General features: G+C 71.9%; 12 protein-coding genes. 4 read left to right on the top strand and 8 right to left on the bottom strand.

Features of this window, described 5'->3' with window-relative positions; genetic code table 11:
• Nucleotides 1–36 precede the first annotated feature (36 nt).
• From ACZ4A5_RS13010 to ACZ4A5_RS13000, 3 genes are all read right to left on the bottom strand, one after another.
• Complete coding sequence (locus ACZ4A5_RS13010; protein WP_467582045.1) at nt 37–1,668, bottom strand: aromatic amino acid lyase; 1,632 nt, start codon at nt 1,666–1,668, stop codon at nt 37–39.
• A 439-nt stretch (nt 1,669–2,107) separates the two neighbouring features.
• A complete protein-coding gene (locus ACZ4A5_RS13005; protein WP_467582043.1) occupies nt 2,108–2,938 on the bottom strand; it encodes a TIGR03619 family F420-dependent LLM class oxidoreductase in 831 nt (276 codons plus the stop codon).
• 145 nt (nt 2,939–3,083) lie between these two features.
• A complete protein-coding gene (locus ACZ4A5_RS13000; RefSeq protein WP_467582042.1) occupies nt 3,084–4,103 on the bottom strand; it encodes an IPT/TIG domain-containing protein in 1,020 nt (339 codons plus the stop codon).
• Between the two features lie 152 nt (nt 4,104–4,255).
• Between ACZ4A5_RS13000 and ACZ4A5_RS12995 the strand changes: the two genes are divergently transcribed.
• The 4 genes from ACZ4A5_RS12995 (at nt 4,256) to ACZ4A5_RS12980 (ending at nt 8,957) form a co-directional block, all read left to right on the top strand.
• The gene (locus ACZ4A5_RS12995; protein WP_467582040.1) at nt 4,256–5,149 is read left to right on the top strand and encodes an SGNH/GDSL hydrolase family protein; all 894 of its coding nucleotides are present in this window, start codon (nt 4,256–4,258) and stop codon (nt 5,147–5,149) included.
• 299 nt (nt 5,150–5,448) lie between these two features.
• Nucleotides 5,449–6,870 (top strand): nitrosuccinate lyase, encoded by a 1,422-nt coding sequence (locus tag ACZ4A5_RS12990; RefSeq protein ID WP_467582219.1) that lies wholly within the window; start codon nt 5,449–5,451, stop codon nt 6,868–6,870.
• Between the two features lie 347 nt (nt 6,871–7,217).
• Nucleotides 7,218–7,865: a hemerythrin domain-containing protein gene (locus ACZ4A5_RS12985; RefSeq protein ID WP_467582038.1), complete on the top strand. Its 648-nt coding sequence runs from the start codon at nt 7,218–7,220 to the stop codon at nt 7,863–7,865.
• A 222-nt stretch (nt 7,866–8,087) separates the two neighbouring features.
• Nucleotides 8,088–8,957, top strand: a complete 870-nt coding sequence (locus ACZ4A5_RS12980) for an AfsR/SARP family transcriptional regulator (RefSeq protein ID WP_467582037.1) — start codon at nt 8,088–8,090, stop codon at nt 8,955–8,957.
• Nucleotides 8,958–9,111: 154 nt separating this feature from the next.
• Here ACZ4A5_RS12980 and ACZ4A5_RS12975 read toward each other — a convergent pair whose 3' ends face one another.
• The 5 genes from ACZ4A5_RS12975 to dxs form a co-directional block, all read right to left on the bottom strand.
• Nucleotides 9,112–10,374 carry a nucleotide sugar dehydrogenase gene (locus tag ACZ4A5_RS12975; RefSeq protein WP_467582035.1) on the bottom strand — a complete coding sequence of 421 codons (1,263 nt, stop codon included), beginning with the start codon at nt 10,372–10,374 and terminating at the stop codon, nt 9,112–9,114.
• A gap of 225 nt (nt 10,375–10,599) precedes the next feature.
• Nucleotides 10,600–11,715, bottom strand: a complete 1,116-nt coding sequence (locus ACZ4A5_RS12970; RefSeq protein WP_467582033.1) for a DegT/DnrJ/EryC1/StrS family aminotransferase — start codon at nt 11,713–11,715, stop codon at nt 10,600–10,602.
• 1 nt (nt 11,716) lies between these two features.
• Nucleotides 11,717–12,904 (bottom strand): DegT/DnrJ/EryC1/StrS family aminotransferase, encoded by a 1,188-nt coding sequence (locus tag ACZ4A5_RS12965; RefSeq protein WP_467582031.1) that lies wholly within the window; start codon nt 12,902–12,904, stop codon nt 11,717–11,719.
• Between the two features lie 173 nt (nt 12,905–13,077).
• Nucleotides 13,078–14,232, bottom strand: coding sequence for a flavodoxin-dependent (E)-4-hydroxy-3-methylbut-2-enyl-diphosphate synthase (ispG, locus tag ACZ4A5_RS12960; RefSeq protein ID WP_467582029.1), 1,155 nt, complete (start codon nt 14,230–14,232; stop codon nt 13,078–13,080).
• Nucleotides 14,229–16,115 (bottom strand): 1-deoxy-D-xylulose-5-phosphate synthase, encoded by a 1,887-nt coding sequence (gene dxs / locus ACZ4A5_RS12955; RefSeq protein ID WP_467582027.1) that lies wholly within the window; start codon nt 16,113–16,115, stop codon nt 14,229–14,231. The genes ispG and dxs overlap by 4 nt, the downstream gene beginning before the upstream one ends.
• Between the last annotated feature and the right edge of the window lie 19 nt (nt 16,116–16,134).

Below are 16,134 nucleotides of genomic sequence, written 5' to 3'. Positions count from 1 at the left end.
AATTGGAATCTGAGGTGCGAATTCAGGGTGGCCGTATCAGCCGGTCACGGCCGCCTCGGCCGCGGCGCGCAGCTCGCCGGAGGCGATGAGCGCGGCGACCCGCTGGATGTCGCCCGCCAGCGGACGGTCGCCCTCCAGCGCCGGGGAGACCGAGCGGATCAGGTCGTACGCGGCCCGCGTCGGGCCGCTGAGCACCTCGGTGCCGCGCAGGTCGGCGGCCTGGGCCAGGGCGAGCAGGTGGATGGCCGCGACCTGGCGGACCAGCTCCACGACCGTACGGGCGTCGCGCGCGGCGATGGTCGCCATGCTGACCTTGTCCTGGTTGTGCGCCTCGGTCGAGCGGGAGAACGAGGTCGCGGGCATGGTGTTCTTCAGTGCCTCGGCGGTGAGGCCGGAGGCGGCGATCTGCATGCCCTTGAAGCCGTGGTGCATGCCCGCGTCCCAGCTGTCCGCCTCGAAGGCGGGGATCAGGTTGGGCGTCAGGCCGTTGTTGAACTTCTCGTCCACGACCAGCTCCAGCTGGCGGTCGAGCAGGTCGGCGACGCTGGCGACCGCGGTCTTCAGCGAATCCATGGCCTGGCCGACGTGGCCGCCGTAGAAGTTGCCGCCGTTGCGGACGACACCGGCGTCGATGTCGAACAGCGGGTTGTCGTTGGTGGAGTTGATCTCGATGTCCACCCAGTTGGTCGCCCAGTCCAGGGTGTCGCGCAGCACGCCGGTCACATGCGGGGCGCAGCGGATGGAGTACCGGTCCTGGATCGGCTCCTCCAGCTCGCGGAAGCCGGCCTCCGACAGCGAGGCGTCGCGCTGCGCGACGCCCGGGTCGCGGTCCTCGGGGTTGCCCAGCAGGTCGCGGATGGTGTGCGCGCTGCGACGGGTGCCCGTGTGCGGCTTCTGGTCGAAGACGAACGGCGCGAAGTGGCCGGGGTTGCCCTGGAGCACCTGCGAGATCAGCGCGGTGGACAGGTCCGCCGCGAAGGCCAGCTCCGCGGCGTCGTGGAGGGCCAGCGCCGCGAACCCGGACATGAAGGACGTGCCGTTGACGAGCGCCAGCCCCTCCTTGGCCTCCAGCACCGCCGGGGTGAGGCCGGCCGCGGCCAGGGCGTCCGCCGAGCTCTTCTCCTCGCCCTCGTGCAGGGCCTGGCCCTGGCCGGTGACGAGCGCCGCGATGTAGCTCAGCGGGACGAGGTCGCCGCTCGCGCCGACCGAGCCCCGCTCGGGGATGGGCGCGAGGATGTCGTGGTTGAGGCACTCCAGGAGCAGCTCGACGACCTCGGGGCGGACCGCGGAGTAGCCGCGCGCCAGGCAGTTGGCGCGGATCACCATCGTGGCGCGGATGACGTCCTCGGCCGCGACCGGGCCGATGCCGCAGGACAGGAAGCGGATGAGGTTCTTCTGGAGGTCCTCCGCCTTCTTCCCGGATATCTGCCGGGTGTTGCTGTCACCGAAGCCCGAGGTCACCCCGTAGACCGGGATACCGGCCTCGATGACCTGCCCCTTCAGCTCGATCGACTTGAGCATGCGGCGCACCGTTTCCTCGGCGAGGGTCACGCGGGGCGCGTCGTCCTTCCCCCGTGCGGCCGCGACGACATCACTCACCGTCAGGGTGTGTCCGTCGATGGCGAGTTCGGCCTTGGACCGGGCGTCTGCTGCCGTGGAGCCATGCATGATGGGCGTAATTCCTTCCGTGGGGGCGGGGTGGAGCGCAGCGCCGGACCGGCGATGTGCGGCGCCGGTCGTTTCGCGTGCCCGTGGGACGCTTATGGCGTGGGATCGGCTTTTTCCGGGGAATGCGGCGCGGAGAGGGTGGGACCGCGTTTCGCGGCTCGCCTCCGCGGCGTGCTGACGGCGGTGCCGTCCACGCGGCTACAGAAGAGCGGAGCAGGAGCGGTGCGCGGCTCCGGCCGCCGGGACGGCGGCGTGCTGAGAAGGCATCAGTTCGTCCCCCCGGTTCGAACTCGGCTGCAATGCAGCGGTATTCGAAAACCTATCAAAAGGGCCTGGAACCACGGCTATGGCCTTGATCACAGGACGGTAATGCCCAGGGAATGGGATCCGGCCGTTCGCCGCGGAACCAGCCATACGCCGCCGCCCGCGGTGCCGCGGCTCAGCTGCCGGAAAGCAGCTCGGGCACCCGGGCCGCCAGCGTCCGCATGCGCCGCCCGAAGCCCTCGACGGGGCCGAAGTGCAGCCCCAGGTCCTCGGCGCCGGCCCGCTCCCACTCCCGTACGCCCCGCGCCACGTCCCCCACCGGACGCGCGTCGTCGTTCCAGTGGTCCCGGGCCCCCGCCGAGACGTGCTCCCCGCCGAGCTCCCGCAGCCGCGCCCGGCGCGCGGTGAACTCCTCGGGGGTCAGGCCGACGCCCTGCCACATCTCCCCGACACGCGCGGCCCGGCGCAGCGCCGCGTCCGAGTTCCCGCCGATCAGGAAGGGGACGGGCGCGGCGGGAACCGGCTGGAAGACGGCGCGTTCGTCGAAGGAGCGGACGTCGTCCGCGTAGGGCCCGCCGCCCCGTGTGTGCAGCCGGCGGACGAGCCGCAGGGCCTCGGTGGTGCGGGCGCCGCGCGCGGCGAAGTCCGCCCCGGCCGCCTCGAACTCGTACGCCTCCCAGCCCGCCCCGACCCCCAGCACGAACCGGCCGCCGCTCAGGTGCGCCAGCGTGGCCGCCTGCTTCGCCAGCACGAGGGGCTCCCGCAGCGGCAGCACAAGCACGGAAGTGCCCAGAGTGACACGGGTGGTGACGGCGGCGAGATGCGCGAGCGTCGTCAGCGGCTCGTACACACCGCCGTAGACGGGACCGTACTCCGCGGGCGGCAGCACATGGTCGGGAAGCCATACTCCGGCGAATCCGAGGGTTTCCGCTTCCTGGGCGAGTTCCACGAGCCGGGACGCGGGCATCGTGGCTGATTCGTCGGGAAGGATGACATGCAGGCGCACAGGGGCTCCTCGGTGAAACGACGGGACCGATGTCAGCGGCAACATCGCCAATTCACCGAAGATTCCGGGTGAACGGGCTTGAATTCGCATCCCGCGGCCGCGAAATCAAGCCCGCCCGGTGGCTGCCCCGGTGCGAATTACCCGGTCAGTTCGCCGCGTACGTGAAACGCGCCGCCGCACCCACCGCGCTCGTGCCGCCCGCCGTCTCCACGGTCACGTCGACCGTTCCCGTGCCGCCCGGGGAGACCGCGCTGCAGTAGTCGGGCCCGCAGGAGGCGTGGTCGGCGGGCCGTCCCCCGAAGCGCACGGTGCCGTGGGCCAGGCCCGTGCCGAGGACGGCCACGGCCGTGCCGCCGGCCGCCGGTCCGCTCCGCGCGGACAGGTGCTGGACGACGGGCTGGGGCGGAGCCGCCGGGCCCGCGCCCGTGTAGGTGAACTGCCCGGCCTCCGCCGCCCCTCCCGGCGTGAGGACGTCGAGGGGAACCGCGCCGGTGCCGCCCGGGGCGACCGCCGTGCACATGGTGTTCGTGCACGACGTCCGCGCCGCGTCGTCCCCGAAGAGCACCACCCCGGAGTCCAGGCCGAAGCCCGTGACCGTGACGGTGGTCCCGCCCGCCCCCGGCCCGGTGACCGTGTCGACCCCGGTCACCACCGGCTCCGGGGCGGCCGCCGGGGGCTCGGAGGCGCCGTTGAGGGTGTAGGTGGAGACGTTGTTCTGCGGATTGACGTCCTCGGCGTTGGCGACGGTCGCCCTGATCACCCCGGACGGTGTGCCGGCCCCGGCGGTGACCTGCACCTTCATGAAGTGGCTCCGGCCGGGCACCATCGTGCCCACGTAGGTGGCGTCCAGGTGCCGCCCGTCCGGCGAGACCGTCTCGGTGAAGGTGTAGTCGTAGGGCGTCGAATACATCAGCGCGCCGCTCGTCCTCAGGCCCGGCGGGAGGTCCACGGTGAGGTGGGTCACCCCCGTGACGTCCTGGGATCCCTCGGACTTCCAGGACACCGAGAAATTGCCGGAGTCCCCGGGTCTCGTCGGATAGTTGCCCGCCTGCCCCACGGAGACATCGGGCCCCTGGACGGGTTCGTCGGCCACCGCGGAGGGCGCCGACACCAGAGCGGTCGTGGCGAGCGCGGCCGCCACACAGGATGCTGCTATGCGAGTCATCACATGGCCCGTCATCGCCCGGTTCGCCCGCCCCGTTACGGCCCCCGCGTCACGACGGCGTCATCGAGCCACATTGACAGACGGTCACCACGCGGCGAGTCTTGCGACGCATTGACGGTCGAACGGACCGTGGAACGACATCGGAGGCACTGGTGGCACAGGTACACAGACGCGGTGGGCAGTACGGAAAGGCCGTGGCGGCGTTCGGCGCGGCCGCGGCCCTGGCGGCCACGGCCGCCACCCCCGCGACGGCCGCCCAGGCCACTCCCGACCGCGGCGGCGAGCGCTATGTCGCTCTCGGTGACTCCTACACCTCCGGCCCCGGCATCCCCGAGCAGACCGGCGGCGACTGCCTCCGCTCCAGCGTCAACTACCCGGCGCTGACCGCCGCGAAGCGGCACGTCGCGACCTTCAAGGACGTCAGCTGCAGCGGAGCGAAGACCGACGACATGTGGCGCGCCCAGGGTGCCAACCCGGCGCAGCTCAACGCCCTGGACAAGCGCACCACGCTCGTCACCGTCGGCATCGGCGGCAACGACATCGGCTTCAGCGACATCATCGGCACCTGCGCCAAGCTGTCCCAGACCGACCCCACCGGCGCGCCCTGCAAGAAGCAGTTCACCGACGCCGACGGCAGCGACCAGCTCACCGCCCGGATCGCGGGCGCCTCGCCGAAGATAGCCGCCGTCCTCAAGGCCGTCCACCAGCGCGCGCCGCGCGCTCGCGTCGCGCTCGTCGGCTACCCCTCGATCATGCCGGACAGCGGCGTCGGCTGCTTCCCGGCGGTGCCGATCGCGGCGGGCGACGTCCCCTACCTCCGGGACACGGAGAAGGCCCTCAACGCGATGCTTCGGAAGGAGGCGGCCCGGGCGCACGTCCGGTACGCCGACACGTACGGACCGACGGTGGGGCATGACACGTGCGCCCCCGCCGCCGACCGGTGGATCGAGGGGGTACGGCCGGAGAGCCCGGCGGCTCCTTTCCACCCCAACGCGAGGGGTGAGTCCGCGATGGCGACGGCGGTGCAGGGAACACTCCGCGGCTGAGACCACGCCTCGGTCCACCGGGCAATTACCGGCCCAGGGATCGGACATGACGACGCGGACGCCCTCTGAGCCGGGGTGATGGGACTTCCTGGGGTTCCGTCAGGCCCTGGCCAGGGGGCGCCCGTTTTTTTGGGGGATGGCCCCTTGGCCCTGTTCCGGCCTCAACTGTGTGCGCGGATCCGCGCTGTTCACCTGTATCACCGGAAGAACGGCGCGGAGGCCCAGCCCATGGTGCGGGCGGTCCGCCAGGCTTTACTTGTCCTGCACACCGATCTACGGGAGATGAGTAAATGACGCGCATGGCAAGAGGGTTCGACGGAGGGCTCGACGCCGGGCTGCTGTCGCCGGTGCGGGTGGGTGCCCCCGTCGAGGAAGCCGTCGCCGAGACGGCGTGGTTGCAGGCCATGCTCGACGCGGAGGCGGCGCTCGCCCGGGCGCAGGCGACGCTGGGCACGGTGCCGGTGGCGGCCGCCGAGGCCATCACGCGCGCCGCTCGGGCCGAGCGGCTCGATCTGCGGTCCCTGGCCCTGGCCGCGCGGGAGACGGCGAACCCGGTCGTGGGTCTCGTGCGCGCGCTGACGGAGGTGGTGGCGGCCGAGGCACCGGAGGCCGCCGAGTATGTGCACCGCGGCTCGACGAGCCAGGACATCCTGGACACCGGCATGATGCTGGTGTGCCGCGAGGCGATGGGCTTGATCGGCGCCGATCTCCTGCGGACCGCCGAAGCGCTGGCCGTGCTCGCCGAGCGGCACCGGGAGACGGTCATGGCGGGCCGTACGCTCGCCCTCCACGCGGTTCCCACCACGTTCGGCCTGAAGGCCGCGGGCTGGCGGCAGCTGGTGCTGGACGCCGAGGCGCGGATCGCCGCCGTGCGGCGATCGCTGCCGGTCTCGCTCGGCGGGGCCGCCGGTACCCTCGCCGGCTATCTGGAGTACGCGCGGCTCGAGGCCGGTGTCACGGACCCCGGCGACTACCAGGACCGGCTCGTCGGGGCGTTCGTGGCCGAGACCGGGCTCGCCCGCCCGGTCCTGCCGTGGCACGCGCTGCGCACACCGATCGCGGATGCCGCGGCGGCGCTCGCCTTCACCTCAGGCGCGCTCGGCAAGTTCGCGGCCGATGTCCAGGTGCTGGCCCGGACGGAGATCGGTGAGGTCGCCGAGCCGGACGTGGCGGGCCGCGGCGGATCGTCCGCGATGCCCCACAAGCGCAACCCGGTGCTCTCCACGCTGATCCGCAGCGCGGCTATCCAAGTACCCCCCCTGGCCACCGGCTTGACGCAGTGCCTGGTCGCCGAGGACGAACGGCCGGCGGGCGCCTGGCACGCCGAGTGGCTGCTGCTGCGCGAATGTCTGCGCCTCGCCGGGGGTGCCGCGTGGACAGCCGCCGAACTCGCCGGCGGGCTGACGCCCCGGCCCGGGCGGATGACGGAGAACCTCGCCCTCACCGGCAGCCAGCTGGTGACCGAGCGGCTGGCCGCCGTCCTCGCCCCGATCCTCGGCAAGGTCCGCGCCAAGGGACTGGTGACCTGGGCATCGCTCACCGCCGAGCGGGGCGGCCTCCCGCTGGGGCAGGTGCTGCTCGATCTGCCGGAGGTGGCCGCGCACTTCACCAAGGAGGCACTCGACGAACTGCTCGATCCCACCGCCTACACCGGCGTCGCGCCCGCGCTGGTCCGCTGCGCGCTCACCGCGGCGCCCGCCGAGGGCCCGGAGGCGCGGTGATGTCCCGGCTGCCCGCGGCCGGTCGGCTACCAGGCCGGAAGGACTGACGGCCCGGCCGGTGCGCGGGGCGTCGGGCCGGACTCCACCTGCCGCGCCGAGGGGCGTCGCACCCCCGCCCGGAACCAGGCCGGTCCGGGAAACGGCCTGCCGCACTCCGCTTCCAGTTCCCGCCGGCGCCGAGGGTACGGGCGGCCGCCGTACGTCCGGGCCGACGGCGACATTATCTATGGAACAACTTGCCCCAGAGTCTGGCTCGGCGGATACTTCGGACCGAGGCCGCTCGCCGCGCGCCCTGTCCGGGCGCGTCGGTCATGCCACTTGGGTGTCCGACCGTGAGGAGTTGACCCATGACTGCCAGTCCGGACCGGCGCGGTCGAGCTGTGGCGACCCTGTACGCGATCCACGACGCCTTCCGGCGCGACGCGGCACGGCTGATGACGGCGGCGAGCGACGAACACGCCTCGCGGAACCCCGCGGTCAGGGCCGGATGGGAGACGCTGAAGCGTTACCTGTCGGTCCAGCACGGTGCCGAGGAGCTCGCGCTGTGGCCCGCCGTACGCACCGGACTGGCGGCCGCCGGCCTGCCACCGGCCCCCCTGGCCACGCTCAAGGGCGAGCGCGCCCGGCTGGACGACCTGGCCGAGGAGATCGAGCGCACGCTCTTTGGTGCGCGCCGGTCGCCCCTGCGTCCGCACCTGGAGGACTTCTGCATCTCTCTGTTGGCGCATATGGGCCACGAGGAAGCGGAATTACTCCCTCCCGCCCTGGCCGTGCTCGATCAGCGCGATTGGCTGGCCTATGACAGGGAACGCCGCCGCCGAGTGGGCCGCGAGGGACTGGCGTCGTTCTATCCGTGGCTGCTGGACGGGGCGCCCGAGACCACCCAACGGCATATGCTGCGATTACTGTCGCCGCCCCAGCGATTCGCCTACCATTTCACCTGGCGGCCACGGTACGAACGCACAGCCCCGTGGCAGTACTCCCCGATGCCGTGACCGGGTCCGAAATCCGTACGACCCTTACCCGGAACGGCGTTCACCGGTTGGCCGGAGCGCGCCGGAGATCATTGAAATGTCGTGGTAACTGGCTTACAGTCCTGCGGAGCCCGCCGGTTCTTTCCTGCCCGTTCACGGCTTCGAGAGCAAAGCTTTTCGGCCCGCTCGCCTTGAAAGGTGTGCGAAGACATCGTGGAATTTTCCATTCTAGGCCCATTGCGCGTGAGCGAGCAGGGGCGTGACTGCACTCCGACCGCGCCTAAACAGCGGCAGCTCCTGGCCCTCTTGCTCCTGAGCGCCAACCAAGTGGTCACGACGAGCACCTGCATTGACGAACTCTGGGATAACTCCCCGCCGAACTCCGCGCTCTCCACCGTCCAGTCGTACATCCTCCAACTGCGCAGGGCACTGAGCGCGATTCCGCGCATCGGGAGCCCGCAGGCGGCACGCCGCGTGCTGGCGACCCGGGACGGCGGCTACATCCTGATCGCCAGGAATGACGAACTCGACATCAACAACTTCACGGCGCTCGTGCGCGAGGGCCGGGCCCGACTGCGCAGGGACGACGCGCAGGCGTCGGCGCTGCTCGGCCGCGCGCTGCGCATGTGGCAGGGCTCGGCGCTCTCCGACGTCCAGGCGGGACCGGTGCTCCGGGCCCACCTCATCGGGCTGGAAGAGGAGCGCATCAGCGTACGGGAGCAGCGCGTCGACGCCGAGCTGCGCCTGGGCCGCCACCGCGAACTGGTCGGCGAACTGAGCTCACTCGCCGCGCAGTACCCCACGCACGAGTACCTGCACGCGCAGCTGATGCTGGCCCTGTACCGGTCGGGGCGCCGCACCCAGGCGCTGAGGGTCGCGCAGAGTCTGCGGCAGGTGATGCACGACGAGCTCGGGCTCGAGCCGTCCCCCGGCATCCACGGTCTCCACCGGGCCATGCTGGTCTGCGACCCGCTGATCGACACGCACGCGGGCACCGATTCGGTCTTCGACTTCACCGGCGCGGCGTCACCGGGGGTGGTGCCGCCGCCCGACAGCGTGCCGGACACCGCTCTGGCGAATTGCGCGCGTACGGACTACTGCTCGGAGCCCTGACCGCATTCGGCCCTGGCCGCGTGGCAGGTAGGGCGCTCCGCCCAGGGCCGTGTCCGACCGGTGGTCCGCCGCCCCGCCCGCGGAGCCGCCTCTGCGGGACCCGGACGACGCCCTTGCGCGGGGCACAAGGGCGATGCCGTGGTCACGGAGACGGTCACAGGGACTCGATGTTCTCTCCCGGCGGGACGCGGCGACGGCAGTCGAACACATACCGTGCCGCGGAGGCGACGGCCGCGTAGTCGACGGCATCGTGGTCGGTGGTGATGAGGACCGCGTGCGCCTCCCTGAGCTCCTCCTCGGTCAGTTCGACCCGGGTGAGCCCCGGTATGCCGACGCTCTCGGTGACGTGCGGATCGGCCACCCGGACCGAGGCGCCCGCCTCGACGAGCATCCGGGCGATGGGCAGCGCCGGGGACTCCCGTACGTCACCGGTGTTCGCCTTGTAGGCGAGCCCGAGCATCAGGATGCGTGCGCCGGTGACGGTCTGCCGCCGCCGGTCGAGCCCGCGCGTGAGCCGGCTGACCACGTACTCCGGCATCTGGCTGTTGAGTTCATGGGCCAGCTCGACCAGCCGGAACCGCTTGCTGAGGGTCCGCTCGACCCGCCAGGACAGATACAGCGGGTCGACCGGCAGGCAGTGGCCGCCGACGCCCGGGCCGGGCGTGAAGCGCATGAAGCCGAACGGTTTGGTCGAGGCGATGTCCAGGGCCTCCCAGACGTTGACGCCGATGCCGGCGGCGTGCGTGGCGAGCTCGTTCACCAGGGCGATGTTCACGTGCCGGAAGGTGTTCTCCAGCACCTTCGCGAGCTCCGCGACCCGCGTGGACGGCGCGGGCACGGTCTCGCGGACGATGGTGGCGTAGAAGGCGGCCACCTCGCGCAGCGACTCCTCGTCCACGCCGGAGACCACCTTGGGCGTGGTCTCGAAGGTCCACTCGGGGTTGCCCGGGTCGATGCGCTCGGGGCTGTAGCCCAGGTGGAAGTCGAGCCCGGGGCTCAGCCCCGAGCCCTTCTGCAGGACGGGCGCGAGGACTTCCTCGGTGGTGCCCGGATAGCTGGTGGACTCCAGGATCACGGTGGACCCGGGCGTCAGCCGTGACGCCAGCGCCTCGCCCGCCGCCTCGACGAAGGAGAGGTCGGGCACCCCTTCCAGCAGCGGGGTGGGCACGGTGATGACGGCGATGTCGAAGCCGTCCAGGTCGTCCGGGTCGATGCTCGGCCGGTACGTGCCCTGGTCGAGCACGGCGCCGAGCCGGTCCGCGCGCACGTCCCCCACGTACGACTCGCCGGCGGCCAGCCGCCTCACCCGGGTCTCGTCGGTGTCGTACCCGACGACGTGGTAACCGTGCTCGGCCGCCGCGACGGACAGCGGCAGACCGACGTACCCCTGCCCCATGACAACCAGTTTGGTGGTCATCCAAAACTCCTCAGTCACTCGGAAGGCGCGTGCGCCGGGGCCGCGCCGTGGGCGGAGAATCCGCTCGGAACGCCCCGTTCAGTCGAAGGCGGCACTGGGTCGAAGGCCGCACCTGGGCGGACGTGCCGAAGTCCGGTGCGCGGCCGCGCCCCGGGAGGGCGCGGGGAACCGCGCGCCCGGCCGCGAACGGCCCGCGGCCGGGGTGCCGGACTTCCGGCGGAGCGCTCAGGCGTAGAACTCGCAGATCGAGTCGGCTACGTACTCCACCTGCGCGTCGGTGAGATGGGGCCAGATCGGGATGGCCAGGTTGTGGTCGCTCGCGTACCGGGCTCCCGGCCACTCCCGGCCCTCGGGGGCGTACCGCGCGAAGGCGGGCTGGCCGGGCAGCGGCACCGGGTAGTAGACGTGGGTGCCGATCTCCCGCTCCGTGAGCCAGGCGCGCAGGTCGCCGCGGCGCCGCGCCAGCAGGGAGTACACGTAGTAGCAGCGGCCGTCGCGCCCGGCGGGCGGCGCCAGGAGCCCGCGCTCGGCCAGCGGCGCGAAGCGCTCCGTGTAGTAGTCGGCGATCCGGGCGCGGCGTTCGAGGCGGTCCTCGAAGCCGGCGTGGCGGTGCAGCTGGAAGGCCGCGAGGATCTCGTCGAAGCGGCTGTTCTGGCCGATGTGGTGGTGCACGAAGCGGTGGACGCCGTCCTGGCCGTGGTTGCGCAGCATCCGCACGCGCTCGGCCAGTCCGGGGTCGTCGGTCAGCACGACGCCGCCTTCCCCGGCGGTGCCGAAGGCCTTCACCTGGAAGAACGAGAAGACGCCGAGGTCACCCCAGCGGCCGGACGGGACGCCGTCGAGCACCGCGCCCTCGGCTACCGCCGCGTCCTCGATGACCTTCACCCCGTGCTCCCGGGCGAGCTTGGTGAGGCGCGGCATGTCCGCCATGATCGAGAACACATGGGCCGGCATGATCGCGCGCGTCCGCTCCGAGATCAGCCTCTCCACGTCGTCCGGGTCGATGACCATGGTGTGCGGATCGACGTCGGCGAAGACCGGCGTCGCCCCGAGGTTGGCCACCGAACTGGCCACCGGCTGGCAGCAGAACGCCGGGACGATCACCTCGTCACCGGGGCGGATCCCCAGTGCCTGGACCGCGAGGTTGAGCCCGCCGGTGCCGCTGGAGCACGCGATGACGTGCTCCGCCCCGGTGGTGAGGCGCAGTTCCGCTTCGAGCGCGGCGGTGCGCCGCCCGAGGATGAAGCGCTGCTCCGGGTCGGTACCCACCTCGTACAGCAGGTCCTTGAAGGCCTGCCGGTCGTGCTCGAAGAGATCCGGGGGAAAGAAGGGGATCGTCATGTCACCGCCTCCCGGCGTAGAAGTCGAAGATCGCGGCGCAGACCGTCTCGAGCCGCTCCTCGGTCAGGTCCGGATACAGGGGGAGCGCCAGGGTCCGTTCACTGGCCGCCTCGGCGTGAGGGAAGCGTCCCGGCCGGTTGCGCTCCTCGTCCGCGTAGCAGGGCTGCAGCGGGAGCGGTCGCGGGTAGTACGTCTCGGTGCCGATGCCGCGCGCCGCCAGATGGGCCGCCAGCTCGTCCCGCCGCTCCACCTCGACGAGGTAGACGTAGAAGACCGGGTCGGCGCGCACCGGGCGGGGGACGGTCCGGGGCAGGGCCAGCACCCCGTCGGTCCCGCGCAGCCGTGCGGTGTAGGCGTCGGCCAGCTCGCGGCGGCGTGCGATGTCCCGGTCGAGGCGGGAGAGTTTGGCCAGCAGCACGGCCGCCTGGACGTCGTCCATCTTGCTGTTGGTGCCGGAGACGCCGGAGAGGTTGGAGATGCCGGCGATGTGGTCGATGGTCTTGCCCATCCGGCCGTGGTGGCGCAGCACCCCGGCCTTCTCGGCGACCTCGTCGTCGTTCGTGAGCACCATCCCCGCGTCCCCCAGCGCGCCGAGGGTCTTGGTCGGGAAGAACGACAGGACGCCGCCGGTGCCGAGCAGTCCCGCGTGGGTGCCGTCCCACCGCATCCCGATGGCTTCGGCGCTGTCCTCGAGCACCATCAGGTCGTGGCGGCGCGCAAGTTCCGTCAGGGCCGTCATGTCCGCGAGCTGGCTGAAGAGGTGCACGGGGAGCACGGCGCGGGTGCGCTCGCCGATCACGGCCTCCACGGAAGCGGCGTCGAGGCCGTAGTCGCCGTCCGTGGTGATGTCGGCGAAGACCGGTGTGGCCCCGGCCAGGCTGACCGAGGACGCCGACGCGAAGAAGGAGAAGGCGGGCACGACGACTTCGTCGCCCGGACCGATGCCTGCCGCGCGCAGCAGAATGACCAGTGCGTCGGTGCCGCTGTTCACCGCCACCGCGTGTTTGGCACCGGTGTATTCGGCGAGGGCCCGCTCCAGTTCGGCCACTTTCCTGCCGTGGGAGAACTTGCCCCGGTCGAAGACGTCGTCGGTGTGCCGGGAGATGAGGGGCCAGAGGGAGGCGAAGGACTCCGTCTGGTCGAAGAACGGAACAGGCGGATCCTGGCGTTGAATTGAGGGGATCGGCATGGGAATGACGCTACGAAGAGGAGAAGTCCGCGCGCTACGGGCAAGAAATTGCCGCCACCGCGGACGGGTTAGCAGGACGGCCGGACTTCCCTGTCATCCGCTCGGGCATGCCGGAGCCCCCGCACGACCGTTCTGTTGTGTCGGGGGCTCCGGCGGGCGGAACGGCATTCCGCTCAGCCGGCGACGACCTGGGGTCCGCCCGGGGGCGCTCCTTCGTCCGCCATGCGCTCGGCGAGCTTGAACGCCTCCTCGATGAGGGTCTCCACGATCCTCGATTCGGGCACGGTCTTGATGACCTCGCCCTTGACGAAGATCTGGCCCTTGCCATTGCCGGAGGCCACCCCCAGATCCGCCTCGCGCGCCTCGCCGGGGCCGTTGACCACACAGCCCATCACCGCGACCCGCAACGGCACTTCCATGCCCTCCAGGCCGGCCGTCACCTGGTTCGCGAGCTTGTAGACGTCCACCTGGGCCCGCCCGCAGGACGGGCACGAGACGATCTCCAGCCGGCGCTGCCGCAGGTTCAGCGACTCCAGGATCTGGATGCCGACCTTGACCTCCTCCGCGGGCGGCGCCGACAGCGAGACCCGGATGGTGTCGCCGATGCCCTCGGAGAGCAGCGCGCCGAAGGCCACCGCCGACTTGACCGTGCCCTGGAACGCCGGGCCCGCCTCCGTCACCCCCAGGTGCAGCGGGTAGTCGCAGCGGGCGGCCAGCTGCCGGTAGGCGTTGACCATCACCACCGGGTCGCTGTGCTTGACCGAGATCTTGATGTCCCGGAAACCGTGCTCCTCGAAGAGGGACGCCTCCCACAGGGCCGACTCCACCAGCGCCTCCGGTGTGGCCTTGCCGTACTTCTCCAGCAGCCGCTTGTCCAGCGATCCGGCGTTGACGCCGATGCGGATCGGGGTGCCCGCCGCGGCGGCCGCCTTCGCGATCTCCTTGACCTTGTCGTCGAACTGCCGGATGTTGCCCGGGTTCACCCGCACCGCCGCACAGCCCGCGTCGATCGCCGCGAACACGTACTTGGGCTGGAAGTGGATGTCCGCGATCACCGGGATCTTGGACTGCCGGGCGATGCGCGGCAGCGCGTCCGCGTCGTCCTGGGACGGGCAGGCGACCCGCACGAGCTGGCAGCCGGCCGCGGTCAGTTCGGCGATCTGCCGCAGGGTCGCGTTCACGTCCGAGGTGAGGGTGGTCGTCATCGACTGCACCGCCACCGGGGCGTCCCCGCCCACGGCCACCGAACCGACCTGGATGCGGCGGCTGGGCCTGCGGACGGCGAGTCTGGACGGCACCGAGGGGGTGCCGAGCGGGACCGCGGTCATGAGACCCCCTTGAGACGCGGCGCGCCGGCCGGGGCCAGGGAGGCGGTGATGTCCCGGACGATGTCGCCGGCGGTCAGGCCCGCCTCGGCCAGCACCTCGCCGCGGCTGCCGTGCTCGTAGAACCGCTGCTCCAGGCCGAACACCCGGACCGGGACCGGCAGCCCCGCGTCGTGGACCGCCTGGGCGACGGCCGAGCCGATCCCACCGGCCCGTCCGCCGTCCTCCACCGTGGCCACGAGGCGGTGTTCGGCGGCGAGCCGGACCAGGGCGGGGTTGACCGGCGCCACCCAGCCCGGGTCCAGCACGGTCACCCCGAGCCCCCGCCCGGACAGCTCCTCGGCGGCCGCGAGGCAGACGGGCGCCATCGCGCCCACCGAGACGAGCAGGACGTCCGCCGTGCCGCGCGGGCGGGCCAGTACGTCCATCCCGGCGAGCACGTCGACCGGCTCCACTTCGGCGGCGGGGACCGGCCCCTTCGGGTAGCGGACCGCGGTGGGGGCGTCCTCGACCTCCAGCGCCTCGCGGAGCTGCCTGCGCAGCCGGGTGGCGTCGCGGGGTGCCGCGATCCGCATTCCGGGGACGATCCGCAGCAGGGACATGTCCCACATGCCGTTGTGGCTGGGCCCGTCGTTCCCCGTGACGCCCGCGCGGTCGAGCACGAAGGTGACCCCGCACCGGTGCAGTGCCACGTCCATGAGCACCTGGTCGAAGGCCCGGTTGAGGAAGGTGGCGTACAGCGCGATCACCGGGTGCAGTCCGCCGAGGGCCAGACCCGCGGCGGCGGTGACCGTGTGCTGTTCGGCGATGCCGGTGTCGAGGACCCGCTCCGGATACGCCGTGGCGAACGCGTCGAGCCCGACCGGCTGGAGCATCGCCGCCGTGAGCGCGACGATGTCCTCCCGCTCCGCCCCGGCCTTGAGGATCTCCTCGGAGAACACGGACGTCCAGCTGGGCCCGGACGCCTCGGCCCCGGCCGCCGGGAGCGCGCCGATGGCGTGAAAGCGGTCCCCCTCGTGCCGCTCGGCGGGCGCGTGGCCCTTGCCCTTGCTCGTGACGCAGTGCACGACGGCCGGCCCGCCGAATCGCTTGGCGTGGCTCAGCGCGGTCTCCAGCGCCGCGATGTCGTGCCCGTCCACCGGGCCGATGTACTTCAGCCCGAGGTCCTCGAAGAGCCCTTGCGGGGCGACGAGGTCCTTCAGCCCCTTCTTGGCGCCGTGCAGGCCCTCGTAGAGGGGCCCGCCGACGACAGGGGCCCGCAGCAGCGCGTCCTTGCCCCAGCGCAGGAACCGCTCGTAGCCCTGGGAGGTGCGCAGGGCGGTGAGGTGCTCGGCGAGGCCGCCCTTGGTGGGCGCGTAGGAGCGGCCGTTGTCGTTGACGACGATGACCAGCGGCAGGTCCTTGCTCACCGCGATGTTGTTCAGCGCTTCCCAGGCCATGCCGCCGGTCAGGGCGCCGTCGCCGATGACCGCGACGACATGGCGGTCGCGCAGGCCGCGCAGCCGGTGCGCGCGGGCGAGTCCGTCCGCGTAGGAGAGCGCGGTGGAGGCGTGGGAGTTCTCGATGACATCGTGTTCCGACTCCTGCCGGGAGGGATAGCCGGACAGGCCGCCGCGTTCGCGCAGCCGGGAGAAGTCCTGGCGGCCGGTGAGCAGCTTGTGGACGTACGCCTGGTGTCCGGTGTCCCACAGCAGGCGGTCGCGCGGGGAGTCGAAGACGCGGTGCAGGGCGATGGTCAGCTCGACGACGCCGAGGTTGGGCCCGAGGTGGCCGCCGGTGCGGGACACCGCCGTGACGAGGAAGCCGCGGATCTCCCGGGCCAGTTCCGCCAGCCGGTCCGGGGCGAGCGCGCGCAGGCTCGCCGGGTCCGTGACGGTGTGGAGCAAGGTGGTCTCCCGCGGCGCT

Source organism: Streptomyces sp. NPDC025618 (assembly GCF_055558795.1).
This window is presented reverse-complemented; position numbering and strand designations above follow the sequence as displayed.